The sequence below is a fragment of the Streptomyces sp. NPDC021020 genome, from assembly GCF_044333285.1.
Taxonomy (GTDB): domain Bacteria; phylum Actinomycetota; class Actinomycetes; order Streptomycetales; family Streptomycetaceae; genus Actinacidiphila.
In genome coordinates this window covers 642,625-656,120 of sequence record NZ_JBIRQQ010000002.1, presented here as the reverse complement: position 1 = coordinate 656,120, position 13,496 = coordinate 642,625, and the positions used below count along the sequence as shown (strand labels likewise).

At 71.9% G+C, this 13,496-nt stretch carries 11 protein-coding genes; 4 read left to right on the top strand and 7 right to left on the bottom strand.

The features are described from left to right. Positions 1-7: 7 nt before the first annotated feature. The 7 genes from ACH4SL_RS07225 to ACH4SL_RS07195 are packed head-to-tail and all read right to left on the bottom strand — an operon-like array spanning position 8 to position 6,375. On the bottom strand, positions 8-715 hold the full coding sequence (locus tag ACH4SL_RS07225) for a hypothetical protein (RefSeq protein WP_398442421.1): 708 nt from the start codon (positions 713-715) through the stop codon (positions 8-10). Beyond that, the gene (locus ACH4SL_RS07220; protein WP_398442420.1) at positions 712-1,569 is read right to left on the bottom strand and encodes a class I SAM-dependent methyltransferase; all 858 of its coding nucleotides are present in this window, start codon (positions 1,567-1,569) and stop codon (positions 712-714) included. The genes ACH4SL_RS07225 and ACH4SL_RS07220 overlap by 4 nt, the downstream gene beginning before the upstream one ends. Further along, the gene (locus tag ACH4SL_RS07215; RefSeq protein ID WP_398442419.1) at positions 1,566-2,162 is read right to left on the bottom strand and encodes an AAA family ATPase; all 597 of its coding nucleotides are present in this window, start codon (positions 2,160-2,162) and stop codon (positions 1,566-1,568) included. The genes ACH4SL_RS07220 and ACH4SL_RS07215 overlap by 4 nt, the downstream gene beginning before the upstream one ends. Positions 2,163-2,191: 29 nt before the next feature. Continuing rightward, the gene (locus ACH4SL_RS07210; protein WP_398442418.1) at positions 2,192-2,935 is read right to left on the bottom strand and encodes a hypothetical protein; all 744 of its coding nucleotides are present in this window, start codon (positions 2,933-2,935) and stop codon (positions 2,192-2,194) included. 22 nt (positions 2,936-2,957) lie between these two features. Beyond that, entirely contained in the window at positions 2,958-4,442 is a 1,485-nt protein-coding gene (locus ACH4SL_RS07205) for a class I adenylate-forming enzyme family protein (RefSeq protein WP_398442417.1), read from the bottom strand. Further along, positions 4,436-5,923, bottom strand: a complete 1,488-nt coding sequence (locus tag ACH4SL_RS07200; RefSeq protein WP_398442416.1) for a nucleotidyltransferase family protein — start codon at positions 5,921-5,923, stop codon at positions 4,436-4,438. Before ACH4SL_RS07200 ends, ACH4SL_RS07205 begins: the two co-directional genes overlap by 7 nt. Positions 5,924-5,937: 14 nt before the next feature. Continuing rightward, positions 5,938-6,375 carry a cupin domain-containing protein gene (locus ACH4SL_RS07195; protein ID WP_398442415.1) on the bottom strand — a complete coding sequence of 146 codons (438 nt, stop codon included), beginning with the start codon at positions 6,373-6,375 and terminating at the stop codon, positions 5,938-5,940. A 783-nt stretch (positions 6,376-7,158) separates the two neighbouring features. On the opposite strand from ACH4SL_RS07195, the gene ACH4SL_RS07190 reads away from it, so the two are divergent. The 4 genes from ACH4SL_RS07190 to ACH4SL_RS07175 all read left to right on the top strand — a co-directional run bounded on the left by ACH4SL_RS07190 (position 7,159) and on the right by ACH4SL_RS07175 (position 13,487). Continuing rightward, positions 7,159-8,805, top strand: a complete 1,647-nt coding sequence (locus ACH4SL_RS07190) for an ABC transporter ATP-binding protein (RefSeq protein WP_398442414.1) — start codon at positions 7,159-7,161, stop codon at positions 8,803-8,805. After that, a complete protein-coding gene (locus tag ACH4SL_RS07185; RefSeq protein WP_398442413.1) occupies positions 8,802-10,616 on the top strand; it encodes an ATP-binding cassette domain-containing protein in 1,815 nt (604 codons plus the stop codon). The genes ACH4SL_RS07190 and ACH4SL_RS07185 overlap by 4 nt, the downstream gene beginning before the upstream one ends. A 65-nt stretch (positions 10,617-10,681) precedes the next feature. Continuing rightward, positions 10,682-12,070, top strand: a complete 1,389-nt coding sequence (locus tag ACH4SL_RS07180; protein WP_398442412.1) for an aldehyde dehydrogenase family protein — start codon at positions 10,682-10,684, stop codon at positions 12,068-12,070. 25 nt (positions 12,071-12,095) lie between these two features. Then, on the top strand, positions 12,096-13,487 hold the full coding sequence (locus ACH4SL_RS07175; protein ID WP_398442411.1) for a condensation domain-containing protein: 1,392 nt from the start codon (positions 12,096-12,098) through the stop codon (positions 13,485-13,487). Positions 13,488-13,496 lie beyond the last annotated feature (9 nt).

Genomic DNA, 13,496 nt, shown 5'->3' with positions numbered 1-13,496 from the left:
GCCTCTGTCATCGATGTCGCGGGGTTGCAGGTTCCGCACCAGGCAGGAACGGGTGAAAGATACCTTCCAGCCGCCCCATGTGCAACAGGCCCTCCTTGTTCTGGGGGTCCGGCGAGGAAGTGTCATAGAATGTTCCCCGCTCGGTGTCGAAAATGCGCGCGGTCGGCTGGAGGGAGGGCCCGCGCACAAAGAGTGTGATACACGGATCGAATTCGCTGTCCATGATGACCTGGTGCGGCTTCCGATAGGCGAGAGAGTTCGTCATGCCCGCGGCAAAGGTCTGCTCGTGGCTGACCCGCACTTCCGCCCGCCTGTTTTCCTCGTCGAGGTCGAGCACGTCGAACCGCCGTTCCCGGTAGCTGCCGGAGAGGATCACCGTGCTCATGTTCCATTTGTGGTAGTGGACCTTCTCGGTCGCGTTTCCGCTCCATTTTCTCGGCCAGAAGCGGTGCATACGCACCCGGAATCTGTCCTCCGGGTCGACGTGGAGCACGAACTTGTCCATGAGGACCCGCGGATAGGCGAAATACGGCGAGAGGCTCCGGTAGAGCGCGTCGTCGGCCACGATCTCCTCGGTGCGCTCGCGCAGCAGGTCGGGCTGCGCGGCGGCTTCCCGGAGGATCCGCTCCACCGTGCCGGCCTGGGATCCGAGATAGTCCCCGTCCCGCCAGTCGACCTCGGTGGCCAGGGAGGTGACGAATTGGCGCCAGTTCATTGCTGCTCCTCGCTGGTTGCTTTCCGCCGTTTCTCGCTGATGACGGCGTGGCTGCCCATGCCGAACAGGTTCGCGACGGGTGCCGCGTTCAGCCGGTCGAGCAGGCGCATCACCGGTATCAGCGACGCGCTCCACGGGATGCAGAGCGCGTCGGCGCCGAAGTGCCGTATCTCCGTGCCGTAGCCGGTGAGCCGCCGTTTCATGGCCCAGGGGAAGAGCCATTCGTGCCGCCACGGCACGCCGTCCTGGATCTGCGTCTCCGCGAGGCCGTCGGCGCGTCTGACCAGCGCGGACAGCAGCTTGAGGCTGCCGCGCAGGAAGGTGCGGGCCGAGTCGCGGCCCGGCCGGTAGGGGTTGCCGCCGCCGAGGCGGCAGACGGCCGCGGCGTTGAGGCAGGTCGGGAGCGCGACGATGCCGCGGTCGCGGGTGAGCCGGCAGATCTCCGCGACGACGGCGGCGGGGTCGCGCACGTGCTCCAGTACGTGCAGGCTGGCGACGACGTCGAAGGACCGCGCGGGCAGCGGCAGCGCGTCGGGGGCGCCGGTGACCACCGTCGTGCGCCCGGCGACGCCGCGCTCGTGGGCGTAGGCGCGCAGCGCCCGCGCGTGGTCGTCGTCGGGCACGCTGATGGCGACGCGGTGCCCCCGCACGGCCGCGAGGACGGCGAACACCCCGTCCACCGAGCCTCCCCTGCCGACCTCCAGCAGGGTCTCGCCGGGCTCCAGGAGACGCAGCAGGTGACGGAACTTGGCCTCGTGCACGTACCGCTGGAGCGCGTAGGGCGAGTCGAGGCGGGACGCCCGCAGCGCCGCCCGTTCGAGTGCCGGGGCGTCCGCGGGGTCGAGGGCGCTCACAGCGTGGACGCCCAGCCGCGGATCTGCTCGATCGCGCCCGGGTCGTTGTCGCGCAGGACGAGGACGTCGTCCCGCCCCTCCATCGCGGCGAACTCCTCCCACAGCAGGCGGGTGAACTCGTCGGTGTCCTCGTGCCGGAAGACCCTGTCGCGCTCCTCCCGGACGCCGGCGCGGGTCCTGCCCCGAAGGCGCGTGACGACGGTGTCGAGCGGGGGGACGAGGAGCACGGTCGGCACCGGGTGCGCCTGGTTCCGCAGCACGAAATCGAGGTCCCGGAACTGCTCGGGGGTGATCCAGCCGAGCTTCGTGTACGCCCGGATGTACGCCTCCGAGTCCCGGATACCGCGGCTGACGAGAAGGTGGGTACCGGGGTCCGCGGTCGCCCGGGAATCGGCCAGGGTCGTCAGGTAGGAGCGGTGGTACAGGCGCACCAGGCAGCGCTCCCAGTGCTGGAGGCCCTTGAAACTGGTGAAATCCCTGAGGAAGTCGATGTCGAAGGACAGAGCGCTGAAGTCGGGGCGGTCGCGTACCAGCCGCTCGATGAGCGTGGTCTTTCCGCCACCGTGCGGACCGGAGACATAGATGGCCGTCATGGGTGCCAACACCTCTTCCTTTTGTTGTCCTACGGGGTAGTGGAGCCCAGTGCGGCGCGGAGGAAGGCGAGTTTCGTCTGCGTGTGCGGGGCGAGCGTGTCCGGATTCGCCGCCGCGACCTCTTCGGTGACGGCGACGAGCGCGGCGACGATGTCCTCCTCGCCGGCCGGCGCAATACCGCTGCCCAGCGGCAGGACGTGGCCGGCGTATTCGATCTCCGCCTGGTCCTGGCGGGATTCCCCGGCGGTGCAGCAGGTCACGGCAAGGGAGTGGACCGTACCGGACGGGAAGTGGTGGATCCATGTCTTGCTCCGCCGCTTGCACAGCTTCCCCACCCGCTGCAGGCCCACCGTGTTGCGGGCCATGGTGACGGGATCGTACGCGAATTCCTCGCGCGACTTCATGACGCGTACCGGCGAACCCACGTCCAGGACGCCGTGCACCTTGATTTTCTGCAGGGCCCGGTCCTCGTAGCGGAAGTTGGAGAATTCGACGTCCCCGTCGGTCCAGTATTCCGGCGTCATCACCGAGGAGTGCACCAGCGGGAAGAAGGCGCAGCCGGGGGCGGAGCCGGCGGCCGCGACGATGCGCCGGAGGTTTTCCTCCGGGGTCGGGAGCGCGTCGCGCACCTCCATTTTCGTCTCGTACTCGTAGGTGTCCTCATGGCGGACGACCCGGGCCCGGATCAGCTGTCCGAATTCCTCCAGTACATTGCGTCCGGGGGGTTTCCAGGATTTCAGCAGGGCACGGATGCGCGCGGGTTCCTGTGTCACGGTGCGTTCTCCGTCCACCTCGTCAGCGTTGTCCGAGTGCGCGCCGGTCGATCTTTCCCGAGCGCAGGCGGGGCAGGCGTTCCAGCCGCAGGACGGTGAGCCCGATCGCCCCGGGGTCGAAGCGCCGTGCGATGTGGCGCCGTACGTCCTCCGGCTCGGCGCCGGCCGGCTGCGGCACGTAGCAGGCGGTGACCGCGTCGCCCCTGCGTGCGTCCGGGACGCGGACGCAGCACGCCTCGCGTACCCCGTCGAGCCGGTCGAGCCAGCGGTCCAGCTCTTCGAGCGAGACGGACAGGCCGCCGCACTTGGCGACGTTCTTCTGCCGTCCCACCAGGGTCAGCCAGGGGTGGGAGGAGGGCCGCTCCTCCAGCCGTCCCAGGTCGCCGGTGCGCAGCCACCCGCTCCCGACGGCTTCGTCGGTGGCGGCGGGGTCGCCGATGTAGCCGGACATCAGGGAGTCGCCGCGGACGGCCACCTCCCCCACCTCCCCGGCGGGAAGGCGGGTGCCGTCCGCCGCCAGCACGGCGACCTCGCAGCTGCCGAGCTGATGTCCCACCGCCGGTATCGGCCGCCGCAGCACGTGTTCCTCGTACGCCGCCCCGGCCAGGTCCACCGGCATGGTGGTGGCGAAGTTCATGCACTCGGACAGCCCGTACCCCTGGACCAGGCGGTGTCCGCCGCGGGCGTGGACGGCCCGGGCCGTGGCGACGGGCAGCGGGGCGGCGGCGGTGACGAAGTAGCGCAGGTCGTCGAGGTCGGGCCAGCGGGGCATGTCCGCCAGCGCGTGCAGGAGGCTCGGCACGGTGGTGGCGCGGTTCGCGCGGGTGCGGGCGAGGACCCGCAGGTAGGACAGCGGGTCGAACCGCTCGAACAGGACGCAGACCCCGCCGCTGAGCAGCGTGGCGAGCAGCCCGAAGTGCAGTCCGTTCACGTGCGAGAGGGGAAGCGCGCACGCCATGGTCTCGCCCGGCCGCATGCCGTGGTGCCGGATGGTGGCGTGGACGTTGGCCAGGACGGCGCGGTGGCTCTGCGCGACCGGCTTGGAGGCGGCGGTCGACCCGGTCGTGAAGACCACGAGGCCGCTTTCCTCGGTGCCGGGGAGCGGGCGGGCCGCGGCCGGCAGCCGGACCTGGCTGCCGTGGGGGTCGCGGGTGAGGACGGCGTCGCACAGGAGCGCGGTCTGCTCGTCCTTCCGCTCGGCGCTGTCCGCGTCGTCGACGACGACCGCGGAGGCGCCGTACCGCAGGACGGCCAGCAGGTCGACGACGGAGGCGATGCTGTTGGTGACGCTCACCGCGACGCGGCGGCTCGCGGCCGGTATCTCGCGGGACAGCCGCTCCGCCCGGTCGGCGGCGGCCCGGTCGAGTTGCCGCAGGCCGATCCGGGAGACGACGGCGCCGGACGGGGCGATCTGCACCACGCCCGCCGCGTCGCCGTACCTCCGTGCGGCGGCGGCGAGTTCGCCGTGGATCGTCGGCGGAACGGCGCCGTCCGGGCCGGCTACCACTGGCCCTGGGGGCGGGGAAGGGCCGACTGCTCCGAGACGTGCCGGAGGCGGTTCCGGTCGAAGACCCGGTGCCGGAAGCCGACCGGCCAGGTGGCGGGTTTTCCGTCCAGCCGCCCGTACTCCTCCAGGTAGCCGAGGTCGTCCGGGCGCAGGCGGTCCAGGAGTTCCGGGGCGAGCACACCGGGGTACAGCTCGTCGGTGAAGTGCAGGCTGTAGTACAACTCCGCGGTCACGTCGTAGCGTTCGGCGAGGGCGACGAGCGCGTCGGGGTCGAGGGTGTCGCGGGTGTGGCGGTACCACTGGACGATGTCGACGAACCTGATGAGGCACAGGTCCTTGCCGGCCCGGATCGAGCTGAGCGTCGTCGCCTCGCGGAAGAGGTGGACGCCCACGTCGAGCAGGACGTCCTCGTCGCTGGGGACGAGCGCGGTGTCGCCGGCCAGCGGGACGCGCCGGGCGCGGGCGAGGAAGTCCTCGGCGGGGATGCTCTTGCCGCTGGCGGGCTCCATCAGGTCGCGCCGGACGTCGACGGAGAAGAAGTCGATGTACGGGTCGCTCGTCGCGCGCTGGAAGGGGGTCAGCGCGGCGACGTTGAGGGCCCAGAACAGCTCGGTGTCCCGCGGCACGTCCTGTACGGTCCTGCGGTCGCGGGAGTAGCTGCCCTGCGCGTAGCCGAGGCGCCGCATGGTGCGGCCGAGGCCCTCGACGTCGCCGCCGGTGACGTAGATGTCGGTGTCCTCCATGTACCGCATGGCGACGTCGGGGTAGACGTACGGGGCCAGGTACATGCCCTTGCGTGCGACCGGTGTCAGGCCGTCGGCGTTGAAGGAGGCCAGGAGCTGGCGCCGTTCGCGCTCCCAGGAGTGGGCCCGTCCGAGGTTGTAGAGGTAGGCCGCCCGCAGGACGGAGCGCCGCACCGGGCCTATCGGGCCGAGGTGCTCCCGGTCGATGTTGTGGGCGACCAGGCCGAGGACGCGGTGGCGGGTGGCCAGGTCGACGAACACGCCCCAGTCCAGGGGTGGTTCCTGGGCGCCGAGCAGGCCCACTGCTCGTGTGACGTCGTCGGCGGTCATGCCCACTTTCGCGGTGCAGAGCAGCAGCGCGCCCTCGGGTCCCGCGGCGGCCCAGGGGTCCGGCCGCTCCTCGGCCGGGGGGACCGCGGCGGGGCTCGGCTCCGGCTGGGCGGCCGCGGCGGCGGCCGGCTGCGGCTCCCCGCTCCCGTAGCGCGCCACCAGGGCGACCACGGAGCCGAAGGTGGCGAAGGTCTCCGCGGACAGGTCGTCGTCCGCGATCCGGATGCCGAACGCCTGCTCCGTCTCGTTGACGAGCTGCACCAGGACGAGCGAGTCGATGCCGAGGTCCTTGAGCGAACTCGCGTCCCAGGAGTCCCCGTTGCGGGGAGGAAGGTCGAACTGCTCGGGGACCAGACGCCTGACCAGGTCGGCGACCATTGCCGAGACCTGCTCGATGCTCCGCTGCATGATGCCTTCCTCCGTCAGTGGGAGTGGTCCTGCTCGGCCGTCACCAGGTGCATGCGCTCGTCGTCGTCGAGGCGGTGGTGCGGCACACCGAAGGAGATGAAGCGGAAGGGGTGCGAGGCGCCGTCCACCGTGGTGACCCCGTGCGGGCACTCGGCCGGCACGAACACGGCGTCCCCGGAGGACAGTTCGTGGAGTTCGCCGCCGATGGTGATCCCGCCGCGGCCTTCGAGGACGTAGAGCATGTGGTCGCCCTCGTGCTCGTGGAGGTCGAACCGGGTGCCCGGCAGCATGGTGATCTCGTCCACGCCGATCGCCTGCCCGCCGAAGCCGGTGACACGGGGACCGGGATGCCCGGTCACGCCGACGAGGTCGGCGCCCAGGCCGTCGCGCAGCTGTACGCGGCGACTTGCCGGGATATTGATCAGATGATCTTCCGCACTGAATTCACGCATGATCATTCCTTCCGAACCGGACACGGAAACGCGACGACGCAGGTCAGGGGAATCAGCCGTCGCAATGACTGGGCGATCCCACCCGCGGGCACGGCGAAAGGTCGCACCGAAGGAAGCGACCGGTGCAACGAGCACCATAGAAACACCGGAGCAGCCGGATGTCGACGCCCGATCCACATCGCGGGACGCCCGCAGCAAATTTCCTGTCAGCTCAATTAATTTCCATCAATCCGTTTCGTGCCGGAATGAAAGACCGTCAGATCCTCTCCCGTCAACAGATTCCGGTCACCAGCCGGACACAGAGCCGCAGTTCAGCACGCCGTGAGGAAGATTCCTTCGAACTCGGGGGAATCCGCGGGACGGCAGGAACGACATAGCATCCACATCGGTCGAACCACACATACCACCCGGTCCAGAAGATTAACACCAGACGAACAAGGCATTGACACATGACGTCCTCGCTCGGCATCCTCTGATGGCCGCCGGCCGGTCCCGAGAACAGAATGAAACGACCAGGAGAAAGCGGGTTTTCTCATCGCCGCCGAAAGAAGACGGTCGTCTCGGACCGTCGACTACATCATCCGGCAGTGGAATTCAGCGGTCTCCCGATGGGGTCTTGTCCGGCTGCTCCGGCTGTGCGGCGCACCGAGTGTCGCATTCCTCGTCGGGGTTCTCGTCTGCAATGCCGTGCTCCCCGGGCTGATCGCACTTTTCGCCGGCCGGCTCACCGGTGTCCTGTCCGAGGCAGTCGCCGGGGGCCACCCGGCCGGCAGCGGACCGGGCATGGACGCAGCACTGGCCCCGCTGCTGGGGATCGGCGGGGCCCTGCTGCTCAGCCACGTCCTCGACGCCGTCAAGTCGGTCCTCGAACACGATGTCTCCCAGCAGATCGACGGGCGGCTCCGGGCGCGGGTCCGCCGGCTCTCCCTGCGGCCCGAGACGATCACCCACATCGAGGACCCGCGGTTCCAGGACGACCTGGTGCGCGCGGCGGACATCGGACTGGCGAGCGAGGGCAGGGAGCGCTCCCCCGGCATGGCGGCCGCCGCACAACTGAGCCTGCTCGCCCGCCTGGTGTCGGCGGTCTTCTCCGCCCTGGTGCTGGCCCGGTACTCCTGGCTCCTGGCCGTGGCGATCCTCGCCGCGGCGGTGGCCACCCGCGCGGTGCTGCGCCGCCAGTGGCTCCACCTCGCCTCGGTGTCCGACGCCGCGGCCCCCGTCGAACGCCGGACCCGCTACTGGTCCTCGGTGCTCAGCGGCAGCCGCGACGCCAAGGAGGTGCGCCTGTACGGGCTGGCCAGGTACTTCGGCGACCTGCGCACGCGGGACGCGCAGCGGTGGATCGACACCTACCTGACCGAACTGCGCGGCGTGCTGCGGGGCCAGCACTGGGCGCTCGTCCTGGCGGGGGCCTCGGCGTTCACCGGGATGCTGCTGCCCGCGCTCGCCGCCTCGTCCGGCTCCATATCCGTGTCCCTGCTCGCGTCGTCCCTCGTCGCGGCGTGGGCGATTCTGGCCATCAGCTTCATCGGCAGGGAGGCGTTCGACATCGAACGCGGTGTGAAGAGCTACGACGCGGTCGTGCGGCTGACCGCGGAGGGCCGGCAGTGGTCGGTGGCGGAGCACGGCCGGGCGCCGCTGCGCACCGCCCAGCCGGGAATCCGGTTCGACGGGGTCTGCTTCGGTTACCCGGGGTCGGACCGCCGGATCCTCGACGGCCTCGACCTGGAGGTACGGGCAGGCGAGGTGACCGCGATCGTCGGCGGGAACGGTGTCGGCAAGACCACCCTGATCAAGTTGCTGAGCGGTCTGTACCGCCCCACGTCGGGGCGGATCCTGCTGGACGGCCAGGATCTCGCCGACGTCGATCTCACCGCGTGGCGGCGGCGGTTGGCGGTCGTCTTCCAGGATTTCGTGCACTACCCGCTGTCCGTCGGCGAGAACATCCGGCTGTCGGCGCCCGAGCAGGCGGCGGACGAGCAGGCGCTGCGCGACGCCCTGCTCCTGGCCGGCGCGACCGACGTGCTGTCCGGCCGGGAAGGGGAGCTGGGATCGTCGCTGTGGTCCGGCGGCACCGGGGCGGACGGCCTGTCGGGCGGGCAGTGGCAGCAACTGGCCATCGCCCGCGCGGTGTACGCGCTGGGCCACGGCCGTACCTGCGTCGTCCTCGACGAGCCCACCGCACACCTCGACGTCCGCGCCGAGACCCGCTTCTACCAGCAGGTCGTCACGAGCCTCCCGGGTGCCACCGTGCTGCTGATCTCCCACCGCCTCTCGACGGTCCGGCACGCCGACCGGATCCTGGTGCTGCGCGACGGCCGGCTGGCCGAGCAGGGCAACCACCGCGAACTCATGGCGCACGCGGGCGAGTACGCCCGCCTGTTCGCGCTCCAGGCGGAGCGCTTCCACCTCCGCGAGGCCGCCTCGTGAACACGCCTGCCGGCCGCCGGCGCGAACCCGGGCGGACCCGGCGCACGGGCTCGGTCTTCGCGCACATGCTCCGGCTCTCGCTGGCCGTCGACCGCCGGGCCGTCGCCCTGATCGCGGTGATCACCGCGGCCTACGCCGCGTCGATCTACGCCGTGGCCACGAGCCAGCGGTGGGCGGTCGACGCGTCGCGCAGCCACACCACGGTCGCCATCGTCGCCGCGGCGGCCCTCGGCACGGCGGGGCACCTCGTGCGCTCGGTGTGCCACCGGGTACAGACGCATCTCGAAGGCGACCTGTCCGACCGCGTCGCGGTGCAGGTGGCGGACGACATCCTGCAGTCCGTGGCCGCCATCCCCACGATCACCCACCTGGAGGACCCGGAGTACCTCGACCGGATCACCGTGCTCCAGCAGGGGAGCCGCCACCTCGCCAAGTCCTGCTGGACGGTCGGCAACGCCGCCGCCTCCGCGCTCAGCCTCGCCCTGTCCGTCGCCCTGCTGGCGTCCATCGAACCGTGGCTGATGGTCCTGGCCGTACTCGCGGTGGCACCGATGTGGTCGGGAGAGCGGGGCCAGCAGGGGGTGCGCGGCGCGCTGCGGAAGTCCGGGGCGCTGCTCCGGCACGAGCAGCAGCTCCACGCGCTGTGCGTCACCCCCGCCTCCGCCAAGGAGCTGTGGATCGCGGGCAGCGGGGCGGCGATGTCCGACCTGGCCTACCTCCGCTGGGAGGAGTACCGGCGCCTGGAGCGCCGGGCCCGTATGAAGGGGGCGCTCTGGCAGGCCGCGGGCTGGGTCGTCTACTCGGCGGGGCTCGCGGGCACCCTCGCGGCCGTCGTCCACCTCGCGCTGCGCCGCGAGGCGAGCCTCGGCGACGTCGTCCTCGTCGTCTCGCTGTCGATGCGGCTGCGCACCCAGGTCTCGGAGACCGTGGGCGGCGTCGGCGAGATCGTCGAGGCCAGGCATGTGGCCGAGGAGTACCTGTGGCTGCAGGAGCACGCCACGAGCCTCGGACACGGCGAGGCCGCCGTCCCCGTGACCGCCGGGACGGGGCTGCGGCTGCGGGACGTCGGCTTCCGCTACCGGGGCGCGGCACGGCAGGCCCTGTCCGGTGTCAGCTTCAGCGCGCCCGCGGGGAGCGTCGTCGGGGTCGTCGGACTCAACGGCGCGGGCAAGAGCACGCTGATCAAGCTGCTCCTCGGCCTCTACCAGCCCACCGAGGGGGAGATCCTGCTGGACGGGCAGTCCGTCGCGCTGATGGATCCGGCGCGGTGGTTCGCCGCGAACTCCGCCGCCTTCCAGGACTTCTCGACGTTCCGCCTCACCCTGGGGGAGGTCGTCGGGCTGGGCGACCTGCCCCGCCGCGACGACTCGGCCGCGGTGCGTTCGGCCCTGGAGACGGCAGGGGCCGGCGGTGTCGTGGCGACGGCCGCCCGGGGGCTGGAGACCTCGTTGGAGAACGGCGCGCACGGCGCGGACCTCTCCCACGGCCAGTGGCAGAAGCTCGCGCTGGCCCGCTCGTTCATGCGCCGCGACCCCCTGCTGCTGGTCCTGGACGAACCCGCCTCCGCCCTCGACCCGCAAGCCGAGCACGACCTGTTCGTCCGGGTCGCGCAGCACGCCCGCGAGCTGGGGCGGCGGGCCGGAACGGTCACGGTGCTCATCTCCCACCGCTTCTCCACCCTGCACATGGCCGACCAGCTCGTCGTCATGTCCGACGGCGAGGTCACCGAGCGCGGCACCCACGAGGAACTGATGTCCGCCCAGGGCCAGTACGCCGACCTCTACCGGCTCCAGGCGGCCGCCTACACCTGATCCGGCCCGCGTCGGGACCACCCCCCCCGATCCCGCCACCGCCAGACGACGAACGGAGCCCGACTGTGACGACACCCGATCCCCGCGGCGGCGGCAGCGCCGGCCGACGGTACGACGGCGCGCTCACGGACCCCCGTACCGGCCGTCCTCGGCCGGGTCCCCCCGCGGCTGACGCCCGTGCGGTGCGCGCCGCGGTACGCGCCGCGCGCGACGCCCGGCCCGCCTGGGCCGCGCTGACCCCGCGGGAGCGGTCCGGGCGCCTGCTGCGGTTCGCCGACGCCGTCGAGGCGCGCGCGGACGCCTACGTGTCGGCCGAGCGGGCGGGCACGGGCAAGCCGCTCGCGGAGGTCACCGGGGAGGTGGGCCAGTGCATCGACCTGATCCGCTTCTACGCCGGGGCCGTACGCGCCGGCCTCGCGCCCGCGGGCGGCCACCTCGTCCCCGGCCGGGAGAGCTGGGTGCGCTGGGAGCCGCTCGGCGTGGTGGGGGTCGTCGTCCCGTGGAACTACCCCCTGATGATGGCGACCTGGCGCTTCGCCCCGGCGCTCGCCGCGGGCAACACGGTCGTGCTCAAGCCCGCCGAGACGACTCCGGACAGCGCCCTGCTCGCCGCCGAGGACGCGGCCGGGACGCTCGGGCCCGGCGTCCTCCTGACGCTGCCCGGCGACCGGGCCACCGGACGGCTGCTGGTCGAGGCGGACGTGGACGCGATCGCCTTCACCGGCAGCCACACCGCCGGCGCCGACGTGCTGTCCCGGGCCGGGGTCCGCCGGGTCAGCCTCGAACTGGGCGGGAACTGCCCCGCGCTGGTCCTGCCCGACGCGCCGGAGGACACCTACCGGCGGCTGGCCGAGGCGTGCACGTACAACGCCGGGCAGAGCTGTGCGGCGCCCGCCCGGGTGATCACCCTGGCCGAGAACCACGACGAGACGGTGGAACGGCTGGCCGAGGCCATGCGGCAGCGCACCGCGGGTACGGATTTCGGCCCGCTGAACAGCGCGGGCCAACTGGCCCGCTACGACCGGATCATCAGCTCCAGCCGGGCGCGCACCGTTCGCACCGCCGACGCCGCCGTCCGCCCGGACGAGTCGGAGGGCTACTGGCGTCCGGGCCTGGTGCTGGCCGACCTGCCCCCCGACGCGGCCGCGGTCACCGAGGAGGTCTTCGGCCCCGCGCTCACCGTGCAGTCCGCCGCCGGCGAGGAGGAGGCCGTACGGATGGCCAACAGCTCCGCGCAGGCCCTCGCGGCCAGCGTCTGGAGCACGTCCGCGGCGCGCGGGCTCGGGCTGGCCCGGGAGCTGGACGCCGGTGAGGTCTGGATCAACTGCCACCTCGAACAGACCCCGGAACTCCCGCACGGCGGCCGCAAGCAGTCCGGCCACGGCACCGACCTCAGCGTCCTTGCGCTCGGTGAGTACCAGCGGCCCAAGACGATCACCGTCGCCCTGTCCTGACAACGACCGGAACGCCGAGGACGCGATGCCCCAGACCTCCACCGAACCGCTGCGCTTCTCCGGGATGTGCGAGCGCCGCGGCCCGATCTCCTGGCCCCAGCACGCCATCCTCTCCGTGCTCCGCTGGGAGGGCGACCACTCCCACGCCCGCAACCTGTCACTGACGTGGGAGATCCCCGGGAACCGCGCTGCCGCGGACGTGCTCGGCGCCTTCACCCGGCTCGTCGACTGCTGCCAGACCCTGCGCACCACCTACCGGCAGCCGGCCGGGGACGCCCCGGCGGAACAGGTGGTGCACGGCACGGGGGAGATACCCGTCCGGGTGTCCCGGACGGGTCCGGAGGGCGTGGAGCAGTGCACGCGGGCGCTGCGGGAGGAGCTGGGCCGGACGGTCTTCGACGTGACCCGCGACATGCCGCTCACCGTCGGCCTGGTCATGGACGGCGGGCGGCCGGTGCGCGCCCTGTGCGTGATCTCGCACGCCGCGGTCGACGGGTGGAGCCTGCGGATCGTCCGGCGCCTGGTGCGGACGCTCCTGGACGGCGGCGCCGACGACCCGTACGTGGCCGAGGTCCGCCGGGCGCAGCAGCCGCTGGAGCGCGCGGAGTTCGAGCAGTCCGCGGACGGCCGCGAGCTGGGCCGCAGGACCCTGGACTTCTGGGCCGACAGCTTCCGCCGGCTGCCCCTGCCCGTCTTCGCGGGCGCCGCCGAGGAGCAGGCCCGGCCCGCGCGCGGGCGCATCCACTCGCACGTGCTGGCGGCCGCGGTGCGCGACATCTGCCGGCGGGAACCCGTGACGAGTTCGTGCGCGGTCCTCGCAGCTGCCTCCCTGCTGCTGTCCTCCTGCCTCGACGTCGACGACGTGGCCGTCCGGGTCCTGTTCGCCACGCGCTTCCGGCCCGAGGCCCGCCACTCCGTCGGCGCGGTGAATCTCAACGGCCTCTTCCGCGTGCCCGTCCGCGGCGGCACGGTCACCGAGCACCTCAGGGCCGCGCACCGTGCCTTCCTGCTCGCCGGGCGCTACAGCCAGTGCGACCCCGTCGTCCAGGAGGAGGCGCTGGAGAAGATCATGCGCGAGCGCGGTGCGGACACCAAGCAGTATCTGTTCTTCAACGACAACCGGTTCAAGTACCGGGATTTCCGTCACGGCGACGCGGACGGGCAGGCGTGCTGCGACGGCACGACACGTTTCCGCACCGACACGGACGTACTCCCGGACAAGGACTCCAAATTCCTGCTGGCCGTGCACGACATGTCGGACGCGGCGGATGTCTCGGCGCATCTGGACGGCCGCTTCTTCGGCGGGACCGGACCGGTGGAATTCCTCCGCGCGCTGGAGTCCCTGCTGGTCGTCCTCGCCCGGGACCCGGACGCCCAGGTCACCGAGGCTCTGCGCCGCGCGGGCGTGCACGTCTGAACTCGACCC